Consider the following 16,513-nt stretch of genomic DNA (forward strand, 5'->3'; position numbering starts at 1 on the left):
AATAATCCAAACATTATAAACTTTGCCAAGGATTCTGTCCTTTGGCAAAGTTTTTATTTTTTATTTATTTCCCGATACAGAAGCGGGAAAATATGTTTCCTAAGACCTCCTCATTACTTACTTCTCCAGTGATACTGCCTAAATGATAAAGTGTTTCACGTATATCAATAGCTAATAAATCACCCGATAAATGCATTTGCATTCCTTCTTCTACTTTTTCAATAGCTTGTAAGGCATTGGAAAGAGCTTCGTAATGACGGATATTCGTTACTACAGTTGCCTTGCCAGTTTGACTAAGCGTTTGGGCATAATCAGCGAGAAAGTTCTTTAACTCAGTGATATTTTGCCCTTCTTTAGCTGATATTCTTAATAAAGTATCAGTATAGCCTTTGAGAGATTGTAGAATCTCATCATCAAAAGCAGTTGTCTCTTCTGATGATAAGTCTGTTTTGTTGTGTAGTAAAACATATTTAGCACCCTCTCGGTAGTTTTCCTTTACAAAAGTAGTGATTTCACTCACTGTATTATCTTTGTCGTCAAATAGAAATAATATCACTGAGGCTTTTTCTATTTTTTCTTTGGCTTTTTGTACCCCTATTGCTTCTATTTGATCTTGTGTGTCACGAATACCTGCCGTATCAATAAAACGAAAAGCAATACCTCCTATATGTAAGGTTTCTTCAATCGTATCACGAGTTGTGCCTGCAATATCCGATACAATAGCACGCTCTTCATTTAGTAAAGCATTGAGCAAGGTTGATTTGCCTGCATTGGGTTTCCCTACAATTGCCACAGGAATACCATTTTTCAAAACATTTCCTACTGAAAATGATTGGATAAGTGATGATAACGTAGTTTTAATAGTTTTTAAAAGGGTTTTAAACTGACTTCTATCAGCAAATTCTACATCTTCTTCCGAAAAATCTAACTCAAGCTCTATTAGTGAGGCAAAATTGAGTAATTCTTGTCGTAGTGCTTCTATTTCAGAAGTAAAGCCTCCACGCATTTGTTGCAAAGCTACTTGATGAGAGGCTTTACTATCAGAGGCAATTAGGTCGGCTACCGCTTCTGCTTGATTGAGTGCTAATTTGCCATTTAAGAAAGCGCGTTTAGTGAATTCTCCTGCTTCAGCCAAACGAGCGCCATTGGCTAAACACAATTTAATAACTTCTTCTACAATATAATTACTTCCGTGACAAGAAAACTCTACTACGGGTTCTCCTGTATATGATTTTGTACCTTTGAAAATAGTAGCCAAACACTCATCAATCACTTGGTTTTTAGCTTCTAAAGTTCCTAAATGTACTGTGTGGGAGGGAGCGTTGATTAAAGGTTTTTTGCTATAGCTCTTGAATATTCGGTCAGATATCTCTATAGCATCGACACCTGATAATCGAATAACAGCAATAGCTCCTATTCCCGAAGCAGTTGCTAAAGCAACAATAGTATCGCTCGTATATATTGTATTTTTCTTATTCATAGTAAGTGATATTTGTTTTTTCGATGTACAACAATCGATTATTTTCATCGGTTACAACTTCTTCAACCAAATTTCCTATAATATCATAAGAGTATGTGTGGTTTTCAATGCTTGTTTTGTTATTTCTATTGGTATAAATGTATTGTACTAATTTATTCTTATCATTGTATTGTTTAGTATATGAATAGATTAGTGTATCGTTTTTATATTGTTTATAGGTATAGGTATTATGAGAATCATCATATACTTCTTCTGTACAAAAGGCATTAGTAGTCATAAAATCCTCTTTTGTTTTCTTGAGGATTCTGCCCTCTGTATCCTTAATAGTATGAATACTCTGTAGCAATTCTCCTTTTTCATTAAAGAATTGTTCTAAAGTTTCGCCTGTGTTAGGATAGGAATACAAAGTATAATTTTTGAAAGATTCTGAGGTACTATCACATCTTATGACTTTACCTTTAGCATCATACGTGAAAACATAGGTAGTATAATATTGTAGAGTATTTAAATATTGCTTTTGCACTAATATATTACCTTCCCTATTATATTGATAAATATTACTTTCTATAATTTTCTTCTTACCGTCCTCAAATATAGCATCTTCAGTGAGATTACCTTTTTTATCGTATTGATAAACTTCTTTTCTGTACAATTTGCCGCTTGCATTGTATTCAAAAACACTTTTAAACTTACCATAAGAGTGGTATTCATTTTCAGTCCTTTTCTTTAGATTTTTCATATCATCATAATATATTACTTTAGTGATTAAATCCTTTTTATTGTAAAAACTTATAGTTATTTCTTTCAGTTCATTTTCACTGTACTCCTCATCTCTCACACTACGAGCTTTTTTGTTATGAGTATAATGATGTATAGTATAAGTATTTTTACTTTCATCATAAAATACTCTTTCTAACAAATATCCTTCTTTATCATAATGATGGGTAAATTTATACAGATTTTTATTTACTGAACTATCAATTTTGAGGAGTTCTGTTTGTATAGTTTTTACTTTCTCCTTATAGTCTTTAGCATCGGCAAAAAGAGACAGAAATTGAGCTTTTGTTATCAAAGGGATCACTCCTAAAATAATAAGAAATAGTTTGTTAAAATTCATAATTGTGTATTAGTGAGGCGACAAAAGTACGAAAAAACTTGCTAATTCAAAAAAAAATAGTACCTTTGCCCCCGATTTGGAGTAACCTCTGGCGAGAGTCGTGAATGTTGCCCAATGATAACATAATTATTTTATATTTTTTATGGAACCATTATTAAAGTACGTACAAGACAACTTTATTGAGAAAAAAGAATTCCCAGAATTTTCAGCAGGTGATACTATCACTGTGTATTATGAAATCAAAGAGGGAGACAAAAAACGTACTCAGTTTTTTAAAGGTGTTGTAATACAACGCAAAGGTCACGGCGTGACAGCTACATTTACCATTCGCAAAATGTCTGGTACAGTAGGGGTAGAACGTATCTTCCCTATCAATATGCCTGCCCTTCAAAAAATTGAAGTAAACAAAAAAGGTAAAGTTAGACGTGCTCGCATCTATTACTTTAGAGGACTTACAGGTAAAAAAGCCCGTATTAAAGAAGTTCGCTAAAAGAAAATTGATGAACAACATAAAAGCAAAGAGTAAAGTATGCCTTTCTCTTTGCTTTTTTTCATTTACTAATGACTAAATGTCTAATCCCTAACACTTAAACATTTGTACGCAATACTCGACATAGAAACTACGGGAGGTAAATACGATGAAGAAGGTATTACCGAAATTGCTATTTATCAATTTGATGGACATACTATTACTGATCAGTTTATCTCTCTTATCAATCCCGAACGCCCTATACAAGACTATGTTACTAAACTTACAGGCATTAACAACAAGATGTTGCGCAATGCACCAAAGTTTTATGAGATAGCCAAACGCATAGTGGAGATTACAGAAGGGTGTATCATTGTTGGGCACAATGCCGCCTTTGATTATCGCATTTTGCAAACAGAATTTCGCCGTTTAGGATATGAGTACATCAAAACAACACTCTGTACAGTAGAACTCTCACAACAACTCATTCCTGATAAAGAATCGTATAGCTTAGGAAAATTAGTGCGTTCTTTAGGTATCCCGATGAGTGAACGCCATCGTGCTTCGGGCGATGCTATGGCTACCCTCAATCTTTTTAAATATTTACTTGAAAAAGACACTAAAAAGAGTATTATCACCGCTTCAGTAAAAAATGATGTACGCTTAGAAATGGCTTCACGACACCTAAAAATACTCGATGCACTCCCTGAAACCTTAGGCGTATTCTATATTCACAACGAAGAAGGTAAAATTATCTATGTAGGAAAACATAAAAACATCAAAGGACGGGTGAACCAATTGCTCACCTCTCCCTCTAAACGCGATAGATATTTGCAACGCCATACTTATAAGGTAACTTATGAAGAAATGGGAAATGAACTCATTGCAACCCTTAAAGAATTAGAACTTATACAACTTAACAATCCTAAATGTAACAACCGGAGTATTGATAAATTAAAGAATATCAACTATATACTTACTTCTCATTACAACAAAAGAGGATACCTCTGTTTTTCTATAGAATTATTGCAATCGCAAAACAATTTTATCACTACTTTTGAAACACTAAAAGAAGGATTGTTTTTTTTGAAGCGCATAGAAAAAGAATTTCAACTCAACGAAGTAGATTTCTATAACGAATCTCCTGAAATATACAATAAACGAGTTAAAGAAATTTTTGCTAAATACGGACTACAAAATGAAGATGTAGCAATTGTAGATAAAGGCAGAGTAGTAGGTGAAAAAAGTATGATTTTAGTAATAGATGGCAATATCAAAGGGTATGGATTTTTAAATCTGAACTACCAACTCACACAACGTTCTATTTTAGAAACCCTTATCACTCCTTTAGCCAATTCTTTACTCAACCGACACCTTTTACACTCTTATCTCCGTAAGAACTCCAAGGTAAAGGTACTCAAACTAAGCGAACAAAAACCTTATCATAATGAATAAACATTTTTTTATTACACTCTTAGGAACTGCTGTTTTGGTAAGTTGTAACTCAACGAACAATGAAAGTGCCACAGCATTAAAGGAATCGGCTGAAAAGATTTCAAAACTTACTGATTCTATCAAAAAGATTGACGAACAACGCCTTGAAGCATTGAATTTCAGTCTTGAAACTAATGAATTAGCACAACAATATTTTGAAGATTTAAAAATTGACAATCCTTCACAAATTGTTATGAATGCGCTAATGGAGATGAATGTAAAGGATCATAACCCTTACATCAAATCAGAGTCTAACGGCAAATTCTTATTTAATAAAATAAGAATACTCAATGAAAAATGGGTGATTTGTGAATTTACTGATGGTGAATTGTGGGGCGACCTGCTTTTGGAATACCACATTGATGGCAACCAAAATGTTACCTTTAAAGCCCTAGATGAGGTCATCCACCCTAAATAAATGCGAAGCTATACCATCTGAGAGGAATCTGCCTTTGCGCGTTACTTTCAGATGGTTTTCTTCTATAACTAAAAGCTCATCGGCAAGGTACTTCTGTGCTCGCTGTAATAAATATTGGTTATAATCTTCCCCAAAAAAAGTTTTTACTTCTTCTAAATCAATTCCTACCATCGTTCGTATACGCGTAATAATAAGTTCGTTATATCGGTTGTTGAGGGTAAGTTCTTCTTTTTCCTGAGGTAATATTCCCTGCTGTATTTGTTGTATATACTTAATGTTATGAGCAATATTCCAACTGCGTTCTTTTCCATTAAAACTATGAGCTGAAGGACCTATCCCCATATAAGGTTTGCCAAACCAATACGCTGTGTTATTCTTACTAAAATACCCCTCTTTACCAAAATTTGAAAACTCATATTGTATAAACCCTTCCTTTTCAAGAGTGTCTATCAGTATTTGAAAGTGTGTATAGGCTTGCTCATCGTTTATAGGTGGTATTTTTCCCGTAGCTATAAACTTGTGCAAAGCTGTTTTTTCTTCTACTGTAAGTGCATAGGCTGAGATATGTGGAATATCAAAAGACAGCGCCTTATTGATATTCTCCTGCCAACGTTCCTTACTCATTCGAGGAATGCCGTAAATCAAATCAATCGTGATATTATTAAAATACTGTGGAGCTATCTGTAATAAAGTCTCTACTTGGCTTACCGTATGCACTCTGTTCATCAATTGTAAGTCCTCTTCAAAAAACGATTGTACTCCTATACTTAGTCTATTGATACCCAAAGAGCGCAATTGTTCTAACATTTGTTGGGGAGAGGAGTCTCTAAAAAAGTCATCAGGATTAGCCTCTAAGGTAATTTCGGCTGTGGGGCTTACCTTGTTATGTGTGAAGATTGTATGAAAAAGCTGTTGTAATTCGTCATACGAAAGGATACTGGGCGTCCCTCCTCCTAAGTAGACTGTTTGTAATTCACTATTTATAGCTTCATCCTTGCGCAAAATGAGTTCCTCACAAAGGGTATTTACCATTTCTTCTTTTCTTTTCAGAGTAGTTGAAAAATGGAAATCACAATAATGACAAGCACGTCTACAAAAGGGAATATGAATGTATAAGCTATACAAAGTGAAGTATTTTTTAACCTATACGGTCTTGATTTTGTTTTACAAAAGCATCCCAACCACTATAGTTTTGCTGTTTTTGTGCCTTACCACCATTAAAAAAGTGACAAACAGCCACCGCCAGACCGTCGGTTGCGTCAAAGTGTTTGGGGAGTTCTTTTATGTTTAGAAGTTGTTGAAGCATTTTGGCTACTTGTTCCTTGGAAGCACTACCGTTGCCCGTAATAGCCATTTTTACCTTTTTAGGTTCGTATTCAGTAATAGGGATTTCGCGCGATAAACCTGCTGCCATCGCTACTCCTTGAGCTCTCCCTAATTTCAACATTGATTGAACGTTTTTACCAAAGAAAGGTGCTTCAATAGCTAATTCATCAGGTTTATAGGTGTCTATCAGTTCTAAAGTACGATTGAAAATCACACTTAGTTTTAAGTAGTGATTGCTGTATTTACTGAGTTGAAGTTCATTCAGTTGTAAGAGTTTCATAGTATCTCTTTCCACCTGAATAAGTCCAAAGCCCATAATAGTAGTACCAGGGTCGATACCTAAAATAACACGTTCCAAAAGCTACTACAGATTATTTAACGTTAATTTTAATAGGGAGTTCAAATTGAGTGCTTACATTTTGTCCATTTTTAGTAGCGGGGGCAATAGCATCGTTATCAGACAACATTGATAGATTAGCGCGCAAAGAATCCTCAAAACTTTCGTTTTCGGTGCTGAGTAATTCTTTAGTTTTCTCATCAGCTTTAATATCTATGAGCACTATTTTTCCGATATTATCTACTTTTATGTTGAGAATAACACTATCTTTAATAGGTTCAGACACTTCGTAAGGGTCTTTTCGCAAGCGTTCTTCAAAGAGAGCTGCAAAAGTTTTCTCAAAGCATTCTTTTTGAGTAGGTTTAGTAGTAGCGGTATCGCATACCCCTTTAAAAATAGGGTAAGTATCTACATCTTCTTTTATTACTTCATCAAATTTAATCTTAGCAAGAGAGTCTAATTTTTTTTGTAACTCAGCTTCTTTCTGTTCAGGAGTGAGTTGAGATCCATTCTTTTTGCAAGAAGCAAAAGCTAAGAATAAAGCTAAAAAACAAAAGTAAAATTTCATAATTGAATGTGTATTAAATGTTTTTAGGGCTCAAAAGTATTACAAAAAAATGATTTATAAAAATAAATCGTTTATTTTTTGAGGTTTTAAAGTGTAATTTACAGAGTAGTTTGATATATAAATCACTGATAATAAGATAAATATAATTATTTTAAACTTATTTTATAACGTTGTTTTCTTTGTTGTAAATAGTCCTTACGATACCATCGGCGAGACCAATACGAGGTACGTGAACAATCTCAGCTCCCGACCATTTCATTGCATTAGTGAATACAGTGAGAGCATAGAGGATTACGTCGGCGCGATCGGGATTGAATCCTAAGAGCCTAATACGTTCTTCATAAGAAAAACCAGAAACATAGTTGTGATAATCGGTGAGATACTGATAGCTAAGAGGTTCACCTTCTTTACTATTAGAGTTCTTATGGATTTTATTGATATTTCCGCCAGAGCCTATGGCTTCTATATGTTCACAATCTTTAGTGTGTTTTTTTATCCATTTTTCAACATCTTCCCACGTTTTGTCGCTCACCTTGTTATCTAATAAGCGCACTGTACCAATAGGGAATGAACGCGATTTTTTTACTTTCCCTTTAGAAAAGACAGTGAACTCAGTGCTACCTCCTCCCACATCTATATATAGGTAATCTTTATCTTTTTGTATCAAACTTGAAATATCGGTAGAGGCAATGATGCTCGCCTCTTCAGCGCCATCTATAATTTCAATGCGTACTCCAGTGCGTTTATAAACCTCATCGGCTACTTGTTGTCCATTAGTAGATTCACGCATTGCCGAAGTAGCGCAAGCACGATAGTTTTCTACTTGATTTATTTTCATCAGCAAGCTAAAGGCTTGCATAGCATCAGCTAATCTATCAGTATTTTCAGGAGAGATAAGTCCATCTAAAAACACATCAGCTCCCAAACGGATAGGAACACGTACTAAGCTCGCTTTGGTAAATTTTGGGGCTTCATTAGGTTCTTCTAAAACGTTAGAGATGAGCAATCTCACCCCGTTAGACCCTATATCTATAGCTCCTAACTTTTTGATATTCATATTGTAATTATTTATCTTTATCTGCTTCTAAAGCACGTACTTTCAGAGGGTTTTTAGTTAGTTCGGCATATTCTTCCCGATTTCTGAATACATCTAAAGCGGTGTAAATAGCATGGCGGAATGACTCAGGATCGGCAATACCCTTACCTGCTATCTCGTAAGCAGTACCATGATCGGGGGAAGTGCGTACTTTGCTAAGTCCAGCTGTGTAGTTCACACCACTACCAAAAGCAATGGTTTTGAAAGCTATAAGACCTTGATCATGATAAGGAGCAAGCACAGCATCGTAGTTGCGATAAGTTTGAGAACCAAAGAAACTATCGGCAGCAAAAGGACCAAATACTAATATATTTTCATCGAAGTACAGTTTTTTTAAGGCAGGGCGTAGCACTTCATCATCTTCATTGCCAATAACCCCTTTGTCTCCACAATGAGGATTGATACCTAATACAGCTATTTTAGGGCGTTGCAAGCGGAAATCTTTGATGAGAGATTCATTCATCAAACGAGCTTTCTCCATAATGAGTGATTCGGTAATGAGAGAGGATACGTCTTTTAGAGGCACGTGATCTGTAAGTAATCCTACCTTTAAGTCTTCACTTACCATAAACATTAGGCTGGTTCCATTGAGTTCTTTGGCTAAGTAATCGGTGTGACCAGGGAAGTGAAAATTATCAGACTGGATGTTGTTTTTATTGATAGGAGCAGTTACTAATACATCAATTTCGTTATTTTTAAGAGCTTCTACAGCAGCCTGTAACGATAGGAAAGCATATTTTCCACCTTCTTCAGTTTCCTGACCAAAGGTAACTGTAGGAGTTTCTTTCCAGCAGTTGAGTACATTTAGTTTACCTTCAATGGCGGCATCTACACTATCGATGCCTTGAAAATTAGCCATTGTATTGAAATGTTTCTTTTGGAAAGAAACTAATTTATTAGAAGCAAAAATAATAGGGGTACACAATTCCAATATTTGGTGGTCTTCAAAGGTTTTGAGGATAATCTCAAGCCCTATTCCATTCATATCACCAATGGAAATGCCTACTTTTATCAGTTTATCTTTCATAAAAATTGAGATGTTTTTTAGGGTATTATTCTTCTTTTTGATTGTAGAATACGGTTATTTTAGGTAGGCGTTTTTCTACTTCTTCATATTGTTGAGTAGTAAAATTACGGTTGTTTATATACAAAACCCCTTTCCATAGTACTTTTTCGACAGATTTTATAAACTGTTTGAAATCAAGAGGGTTGTTGTTAATATTTACGTAAGTTAAATGAGGATTTTCAGCTAATGCTTGAGGTAATTTGGTAAGATTGTTTGCATTGAAATATACGTTTTCCAAGTGTTGCAAACGCCCTATAGAGGCAGGAACTTCAGTAAGTGCAGCATTGCGCAAAGATAGTTCTTCGAGCAAAGGCAATTTGTCGAAATTATCAGGAAGAGTTTTGATTTTATTTTTAGTGTCGAACTGACTAATGATGAGTGATTTCAGTTTAGACAAGGCAAATACTTGTTCAGGGAAAACAATTAATTCAGCTCCTTCAAACTTTAAATTTTCTAATTGTTGTAAGTTGATGAGAGAATTAGGAACTTCGGTTATAGGATTATAGACGTCTAAGGTTTGTAGAGCAGAAAGATGACCAATATTTTCGGGGAGTTTAGTGAGGTTGTTGAGACGCAACACTAATGTTTTTAGTGATTTATTTTCAGCACTCAATTCAGGAAAAGTAGAGATGCCTACTTCTTTTATTTCTAAATACTCTAATTGATTTGCCTCGGTGAGTAGTTTTTTTAACAAAGTTTCATTTAATTGTACTTGGTCGTTGCTATATATCTTTACTTCTTTAAATTTAGTAAAGTTAGTTTTTATCAATTCATCAACCGAGTTGAAATTTAGGTCGTTACCATCAGAAGTAGCAATGTTTACTCGTATAGATTGCGCTTGAGTAAACATAGGAATTGCTATGATAAAGGAGCATAAAAGTTGTTTTATTTTTTTCATTGTTCTATTTTTTATCTGTAAATAATTATTACTTTTGTACTTTCAGAGTGCAAAGATATAAAAAATATGAGAGTAACACAAACTTATTCTTTTCACAGTAATGGTAAATTACTTATCACAGGTGAATACGCGGTGCTTGATGGGGCACTTGCTTTTGCCCTTCCTACTCGAAAAGGACAAACATTAGAAGTAACTGAAAATGATGTGCAAGGAGGTTGGCAAGCCTTTGATAGCAATGGTAATTTATGGTTTGATAGCGCTGTGCTCACAACAGATGCTGACCAGAAAGTGGCTCAAACTCTACAAAAGATACTCACTACAGCAGCAGAACTCAATCCTGATTTTAAAAACAAATGGATGTATTCACAAGTGCAAACACATTTAGAATTTCCTCGTTTGTGGGGGTTAGGAACATCTTCTACACTTATCAATAACATAGCCCAGTGGGCAACAGTAAACCCGTATGAACTTCTATTTAAGAGTTTTGGTGGTAGTGGTTATGATATTGCTTGTGCTAAGAGTCAAACTCCTTTATTATATCGTCTTCAAGAGGATAAACCCCATAGTTACCCCTTGCGTTTTCTTTTCCCTCATACCCACTATATTTACTTTGTTTATCTCAACCAAAAACAAAATAGCCGAGAAGGTATTGCACGCTATCGCTCAGTAAGTAAAAGCAAACGCAAACTCGCTGAGAGTATCACACACCTTACAGAACACCTTGTATTAGCTTATACCATAGCCGATTTTTGCGCTATACTTAATGAACACGAAATGCTCATCAGTGAGTATCTTGGTATTCCCACAGTGAAAGAATATCTTTTCTCTGATTATAAAGGTACAGTAAAGAGTTTAGGAGCTTGGGGAGGAGATTTTGTATTAGCTATTTCAGAAACTGAAGATACACCGAATTATTTTTCATCTAAAGGTTTTGATATTTGTATTCCTTATGATGAAATGGTGTGAGAAAGTAAATACACTTTGTAGGAATAGAAAGTTTATAGAGTGCAACACAAGAGAAATTTAAAAACTTTATAGAAGTTCAAAAATTTTTTAACATTGGGGTCTATTTTTATTGTTTATCCATCTGAACAGTGCGAATAGGAAATGGTATATTTATATTATGTGCATCAAAACACTTCTTGATAGCCATTATAGCTTCTGATTTATACAGAAAAGACTCAGAAAGTTTCTTGGAAGGAATGGTAAAATATACGATAAAATTGATAGCACTATCGGCAAACTCAGTATAATAAAAAGAAATAGCCGTATCAAGCTCTTTTTGTTGCATCATCTTCCGAATAGTAGTCTCAGTGAGTATTTTCACCTGTTCTAAATCCGATTCATAACCTACACCACAAGTTACTAATACATTGGCTGTATCACTTTCAGAATAATTTTTCATAGGATTATCTACTATAAGCTTATTGGGTATAGAAACATAGTTCCCGTCAGCCATTTTAAGCTTGATAGTACGCAAATTTATATCTTCAATAGTTCCTGTATAGCCCATAGTTTCAATTTGATGCCCTATACGAATACTCTTGCTAAAAGATAAAGTAATGCCTGAAAAAGTATTGCTAAGCGTTCCTTGTAAAGCCAAACCGATAGCTAATCCAGCTACTCCAGCCCCTGCCAAAATGGTTTTGAACATATTTTCGAGATCTAAAATATTTAACGAAAACATAAAGAAGGTAATAACTACTAAAACAGAAATAATATTACCAAGCATTATGCGCGAAGAAGGTTTTACACCGCGCCTTTCTAAGATACGAATGGCTATTTTTTTGATAAGTCTAGAAAGATAAAAGCCCAAAATAAAAACTAATAAAGCTATTACAATATTAGGTGTTTTATCGATGAAGAGTTGAATCCATAGATGTATTTTTTTAGTGAATACTTCTATAATATTAATATAATCATTTACTATTCCGTTTTTCATTGAGTCTAATGAGTTTATTTTATCAGCTGGCAAAAGTACAAAATATATTGTTGATAGTCACTTTTTTGTTATTTATTACATAAATGAGGCTGTCTGAAAAGATTAGACAGCCTCATTTATGGAAGTTATATTCGTTTATTAACGTGAATAATTAGGAGCTTCTTTGGTGATGGTAATATTATGGGGGTGGCTTTCGGTAATTCCGCTTGCAGTGATGCGCACAAAGCGACTCACGGCTTGCAACGTTTCGATATCCTTGGCACCACAGTATCCCATACCTGCGCGCAAGCCTCCGATGAACTGATGCATACTTTCTTGTAGTTCGCCTTTGTATGCCACGCGCCCTACAATGCCTTCGGGGACAAGTTTTTTGATATCGTCTTCTACATCTTGGAAATAGCGGTCTTTACTACCTTGGTTCATCGCTTCTACCGAGCCCATACCGCGATAAGATTTGTATTTTCTGCCTTCAAAAATGATAGTTTCCCCCGGTGATTCCTTAGTGCCAGCAAGCAGAGAGCCAAGCATCACACTATTGGCACCTGCGGCGATAGCTTTTACGATATCGCCGGTGTAGCGAATGCCTCCGTCGGCAATCACAGGGATTCCTTTGCCTTTAAGAGCGTTTGCGACGTTCATCACCGCTGATAATTGAGGATAACCCACACCTGCTACCACTCTGGTAGTACATATAGAGCCTGGACCTATGCCTACTTTCACTGCATCGGCGCCATTTTCGGCTAAATAAAGGGCGGCCTCGGCAGTGGCAATGTTTCCTACCACTACTTCTAAGTCGGTAAACTTGCTTTTTACGGCATTAAGAGCATTCACTACGCCTTTTGTATGTCCGTGAGCTGTATCGATAACTACGGCATCAACTCCTGCTTGTACAAGAGCTTCGGCACGGTCTACTACATCGGCAGTAACGCCTAAGGCTGCTGCTACGCGCAAGCGTCCTAAGCTATCTTTGTTAGAAATAGATTTTTCTTGCAAGTTGGCAATATCTCGGAAAGTAATAAGACCTACTAATTTGTAGTTTTTATCTACTACGGGGAGTTTTTCTACCTTACTGCGTTGTAAAATACCCTCAGCTTCCTTCATAGAAGTGCCTTCGTTGGCAATCACGAGGTTTTTAGAGGTCATTACTTCAGTTATAGGGCGATTATTATCGTGTTCAAAGCGTAAATCGCGGTTAGTTACAATGCCTTTTAAGATTCCGTTAGCATCAACAATAGGTATACCACCAATACTATTTTCTTTCATACAGCGTTTTGCATCACTCACCTTACTGTTTAACGGAAGCGTAACAGGGTCGATAATCATACCGCTTTCGGCACGTTTTACTTTGCGTATTTGTTTAGCTTGCTCCTCAATAATCATATTTTTGTGGAGTACCCCTATGCCTCCTTCGCGTGCCATAGCTATAGCCATAGCAGCTTCGGTTACAGTGTCCATAGCTGCTGAGATAATAGGTACATTCAAAGTGATATTACGGGTAAAATGTGAAGTTATCGACACTTCACGAGGTAATATCTCAGAATAATTGGGGATTAGAAGGACATCATCATAGGTAAATCCTTCATTAATAATTTTATCTTGGAAATTCATTTAAAAAAGAGAATTTAGTTGCGTGCAAATGTACTTCTTTTTTTATATATGAAGCAAATTTTTTCTGAGTATTTTTCTTTTATTGACTGTTTTTTGGTAAGAAAAACACCTATCAGTTTCGGTAAACTTTCAACTGATAAGTGTTTTGTTATATGATAATGAAGAAAATTTTTTAAAAAGTATAGGTTACTCCAAAATGAACTCCTATAGATGAGTAAGGCGCATCAGGAGCTCCCTTGCCTTCCCAACTATAAGTATCTTCCAATAGAGGTGATATTTGAGTTGCCAATTGTTTCAACGCTACTGTTTGAGGAGATGCTGGAGCATTTTGTAGAGTTACCATATAACCTTTGAACTCTTGAAGACTAATTGTAGAAGTAGTGCCTGCTATAGTGCGAGTAGCTGAGAAATCTTTTAGTTTAGATTCCTTGCGAGGTACATTGATGTTAAGATATTCTCCTTCTACAAAAAAAGCTACTCTATCAGCTACTTTAAAACGATAGCCTATTCCTCCTATAAAACCAAAAGGTATTTTTCCGTGGAAATTATTATTAAAATCAGCTTTCATATCTACCATAGTTGTTGAAGGAGCCATTGGGTTAAACATTCTCAAAGGTAATTTAGCATTAAGTTCTGTTTGTATTTCGGTTTTACCACCTATTTTGGTAACACCTCCAGCACGTACATACAAATTATCAGTAATATTGAATACTAATGAAAGGGAAGCTCCATAAGCACGACCGTGTCCCTTCATATTCAATATTTGGTTTTTATTGGTAGGCATATCCTCACCGTAGAGATAACCTAAAGCTAATTCAGCTCCCCAACGTTTATGGAAGAAATAACCTCCGCTCAATTGCGCTTGATAACCTTCTCCATAACTTCCTTTTAAATCGGTGATAGCAGTAGCATTAGTAGCGTCTCTACCTAATGTCTTTTCATGAGCTTTAAATCCATACCCACCACTCACTGAAATGTATGCTTGTGAGTAGATAGCTGTTGCTCCCCAAACGAAAGCAATGACACATAATAATGTTTTTCTCATTTGTTAATTATATAATTTCATTTATTTTTTCAGTAGGGCGCCCTATTACAGCTTTATCCCCTACCACAACAATAGGGCGTTCAATAAGCTGAGGGTATTCTACCATCGCTTCTATAATTTGTTCATCAGTAAGTGTTTTTTCTTTAAAATGTTCTTTCCAAACATTTTCTTTAGTACGAACTAATTCAATAGGAGATAGTTGTAATTTAGTAAGTAGTTCTTTAATTTGTTCTTTAGAAATACCTTCTTTGAGGTAATCTACTACTTTATATGCCTTATTAGCTTCTTTTAAAAGCTCCAAAGCACAACGTGATTTGGAGCATTTAGGATTGTGATATATTTGTATCATAAACAATTTATTGATTTGTGAATTTGCTAATTAGCAAATTACTACTTCTACCCCTCTTTTTTCGAGTTCTTCTACAAACTCGGGGTCTACATTGCTATCAGTGATGAGCATATCTATTTTTTCGACGTAACAGATGAAGCCAAAACCGCGTTTATGTATTTTTGAGGAATCGGCGAGGACGATAGTTTTATCTACACGTTCCATCATTTTTTTGTTGAGATGAGCTTCTCCTACATTGGTAGAACTCAATCCATAATCGAGATCTATACCTTCTATTCCTAAGAATAAAGTAGTACAAGAGAAGTTGCTAAGAGTTTCTTCGGCGAGTACACCTATAGTAGAAGTAGAGTTTTTGCGTACCTCACCTCCTAAGTGGATGGTGTTTACATTAGGGTTTTTACATACTTCTAAGGCAACCCTTAATGAAGGGGTTAACACAGTAAGATTACGGAAACCATAAAGTTTTTGAGCTAATAAATTAACTGTAGTTCCTGATGAAAGTATGATAAACTCATTTTCTTTGATAAAGTCTAACGCTTTAGTAATAATACGCGTTTTTTCCTCTACATTTTGAGTTTCTTTCTCAGTTATTGTTTGATCAAACACATAGCGCATTTGCTTGCTAGCACCTCCGTGAGTACGATGGAGGTAACCTTCTTGTTCTAAGAGCGTTAAGTCTTTACGTATAGTAACTACCGAAACTTTAAGCTTTTCACTCAGTTCATTTACGCTGATGTACTTTTTGGTTTCTAAGCTCTCCAAAATCTTAGACTGTCGTTCATTAAGTACTTTCATATTTTATAATTTTATTAATATTCGTGTTGGAAAAAGTTCATTTAAAAAAGTCTTATATTAACATTTTTGGGGCAAAATTAAACATTATACTGAAAAAAACAAAAGTTTTAGAAATAAAAAAATGCTATTGCACTTAAACACAACAGCAATAATATTTTTATAATACAGATAATTAAGGTTTTAACATTAAGCTAAAAGCATTTCTAAAATCTTGTAACAGAGGGTTTTCTTCTAATAATCGTTCATATTTATCCTCAGGACTTACTGCTATTTTTTTAGCAATTTCTTCATTCACTTTTATTTGAATATTCATATCATAGTTGCGTAATGATCTATGTAGATAATCCAACAAATGATGTTCTATATTCAATATTCCTGTTTTTGCAGTATTACTTGATACTTCTAAATCAATAGTAGTTCCTTCTAATTTCAAATTAGCTATTTTTAGAATGGAGGCTTGTATACGCTCTCCTTTTGCAAGTAATTCTTCTATATAATTATCCCA

18 protein-coding genes are annotated in these 16,513 nt (G+C 35.0%); 4 read left to right on the forward strand and 14 right to left on the reverse strand.

All coding sequences use genetic code 11. The annotated features are described in order from the left end of the window. Positions 1 to 64: 64 nt before the first annotated feature. Positions 65 to 1,480 (reverse strand): tRNA uridine-5-carboxymethylaminomethyl(34) synthesis GTPase MnmE, encoded by a 1,416-nt coding sequence (gene mnmE, locus CBG49_RS09570; protein WP_088595303.1) that lies wholly within the window; start codon positions 1,478 to 1,480, stop codon positions 65 to 67. Next, positions 1,473 to 2,597, reverse strand: a complete 1,125-nt coding sequence (locus CBG49_RS09575) for an RHS repeat domain-containing protein (protein WP_088594320.1) — start codon at positions 2,595 to 2,597, stop codon at positions 1,473 to 1,475. Before CBG49_RS09575 ends, mnmE begins: the two co-directional genes overlap by 8 nt. Positions 2,598 to 2,739: 142 nt before the next feature. Here CBG49_RS09575 and rplS point away from each other — a divergent pair, with 142 nt between their 5' ends. The 3 genes from rplS (at position 2,740) to CBG49_RS09590 (ending at position 4,978) form a co-directional block, all read left to right on the forward strand. Further along, entirely contained in the window at positions 2,740 to 3,087 is a 348-nt protein-coding gene (gene rplS, locus CBG49_RS09580) for a 50S ribosomal protein L19 (RefSeq protein ID WP_002678925.1), read from the forward strand. Positions 3,088 to 3,192: 105 nt separating this feature from the next. Next, positions 3,193 to 4,521, forward strand: a complete 1,329-nt coding sequence (locus tag CBG49_RS09585) for an exonuclease domain-containing protein (RefSeq protein WP_088594321.1) — start codon at positions 3,193 to 3,195, stop codon at positions 4,519 to 4,521. Further along, positions 4,514 to 4,978 (forward strand): hypothetical protein, encoded by a 465-nt coding sequence (locus CBG49_RS09590; RefSeq protein ID WP_088594322.1) that lies wholly within the window; start codon positions 4,514 to 4,516, stop codon positions 4,976 to 4,978. Before CBG49_RS09585 ends, CBG49_RS09590 begins: the two co-directional genes overlap by 8 nt. Here CBG49_RS09590 and hemW read toward each other — a convergent pair. The 6 genes from hemW to CBG49_RS09620 all read right to left on the reverse strand — a co-directional run bounded on the left by hemW (position 4,952) and on the right by CBG49_RS09620 (position 10,269). Continuing rightward, positions 4,952 to 6,103, reverse strand: coding sequence for a radical SAM family heme chaperone HemW (hemW, locus tag CBG49_RS09595; RefSeq protein ID WP_088594323.1), 1,152 nt, complete (start codon positions 6,101 to 6,103; stop codon positions 4,952 to 4,954). The two genes, CBG49_RS09590 and hemW, sit on opposite strands and share 27 nt — an antisense overlap. 13 nt (positions 6,104 to 6,116) lie before the next feature. After that, positions 6,117 to 6,662, reverse strand: a complete 546-nt coding sequence (ruvC, locus tag CBG49_RS09600; protein ID WP_088594324.1) for a crossover junction endodeoxyribonuclease RuvC — start codon at positions 6,660 to 6,662, stop codon at positions 6,117 to 6,119. 13 nt (positions 6,663 to 6,675) lie between these two features. Further along, positions 6,676 to 7,209 (reverse strand): hypothetical protein, encoded by a 534-nt coding sequence (locus CBG49_RS09605; protein WP_009751083.1) that lies wholly within the window; start codon positions 7,207 to 7,209, stop codon positions 6,676 to 6,678. Between the two features lie 157 nt (positions 7,210 to 7,366). Beyond that, the gene (locus CBG49_RS09610; RefSeq protein WP_009751082.1) at positions 7,367 to 8,266 is read right to left on the reverse strand and encodes a Ppx/GppA phosphatase family protein; all 900 of its coding nucleotides are present in this window, start codon (positions 8,264 to 8,266) and stop codon (positions 7,367 to 7,369) included. Between the two features lie 7 nt (positions 8,267 to 8,273). Beyond that, complete coding sequence (pdxA, locus tag CBG49_RS09615; protein WP_088594325.1) at positions 8,274 to 9,332, reverse strand: 4-hydroxythreonine-4-phosphate dehydrogenase PdxA; 1,059 nt, start codon at positions 9,330 to 9,332, stop codon at positions 8,274 to 8,276. 25 nt (positions 9,333 to 9,357) lie between these two features. Further along, positions 9,358 to 10,269: a leucine-rich repeat domain-containing protein gene (locus CBG49_RS09620; protein WP_088594326.1), complete on the reverse strand. Its 912-nt coding sequence runs from the start codon at positions 10,267 to 10,269 to the stop codon at positions 9,358 to 9,360. Positions 10,270 to 10,335: 66 nt separating this feature from the next. Here CBG49_RS09620 and CBG49_RS09625 point away from each other — a divergent pair, with 66 nt between their 5' ends. Next, complete coding sequence (locus tag CBG49_RS09625) at positions 10,336 to 11,235, forward strand: GYDIA family GHMP kinase (RefSeq protein WP_088594327.1); 900 nt, start codon at positions 10,336 to 10,338, stop codon at positions 11,233 to 11,235. Between the two features lie 106 nt (positions 11,236 to 11,341). Here CBG49_RS09625 and CBG49_RS09630 read toward each other — a convergent pair whose 3' ends face one another. The 6 genes from CBG49_RS09630 to CBG49_RS09655 form a co-directional block, all read right to left on the reverse strand. Next, positions 11,342 to 12,211, reverse strand: coding sequence for a mechanosensitive ion channel family protein (locus tag CBG49_RS09630; RefSeq protein ID WP_088594328.1), 870 nt, complete (start codon positions 12,209 to 12,211; stop codon positions 11,342 to 11,344). Positions 12,212 to 12,349: 138 nt separating this feature from the next. Further along, the gene (gene guaB / locus CBG49_RS09635) at positions 12,350 to 13,819 is read right to left on the reverse strand and encodes an IMP dehydrogenase (RefSeq protein ID WP_088594329.1); all 1,470 of its coding nucleotides are present in this window, start codon (positions 13,817 to 13,819) and stop codon (positions 12,350 to 12,352) included. Positions 13,820 to 13,991: 172 nt separating this feature from the next. Continuing rightward, complete coding sequence (locus CBG49_RS09640; RefSeq protein WP_088594330.1) at positions 13,992 to 14,864, reverse strand: outer membrane beta-barrel protein; 873 nt, start codon at positions 14,862 to 14,864, stop codon at positions 13,992 to 13,994. A 7-nt stretch (positions 14,865 to 14,871) separates the two neighbouring features. After that, entirely contained in the window at positions 14,872 to 15,213 is a 342-nt protein-coding gene (arsC, locus tag CBG49_RS09645) for an arsenate reductase (glutaredoxin) (protein ID WP_088594331.1), read from the reverse strand. A gap of 30 nt (positions 15,214 to 15,243) precedes the next feature. Further along, a complete protein-coding gene (locus CBG49_RS09650) occupies positions 15,244 to 16,008 on the reverse strand; it encodes a DeoR/GlpR family DNA-binding transcription regulator (RefSeq protein WP_088594332.1) in 765 nt (254 codons plus the stop codon). A gap of 172 nt (positions 16,009 to 16,180) precedes the next feature. Further along, a complete protein-coding gene (locus CBG49_RS09655) occupies positions 16,181 to 16,441 on the reverse strand; it encodes a hypothetical protein (protein WP_009751073.1) in 261 nt (86 codons plus the stop codon). Between the last annotated feature and the right edge of the window lie 72 nt (positions 16,442 to 16,513).

Source organism: Capnocytophaga endodontalis, assembly GCF_002209445.1.
Classification (GTDB): Bacteria; Bacteroidota; Bacteroidia; order Flavobacteriales; family Flavobacteriaceae; genus Capnocytophaga; species Capnocytophaga periodontitidis.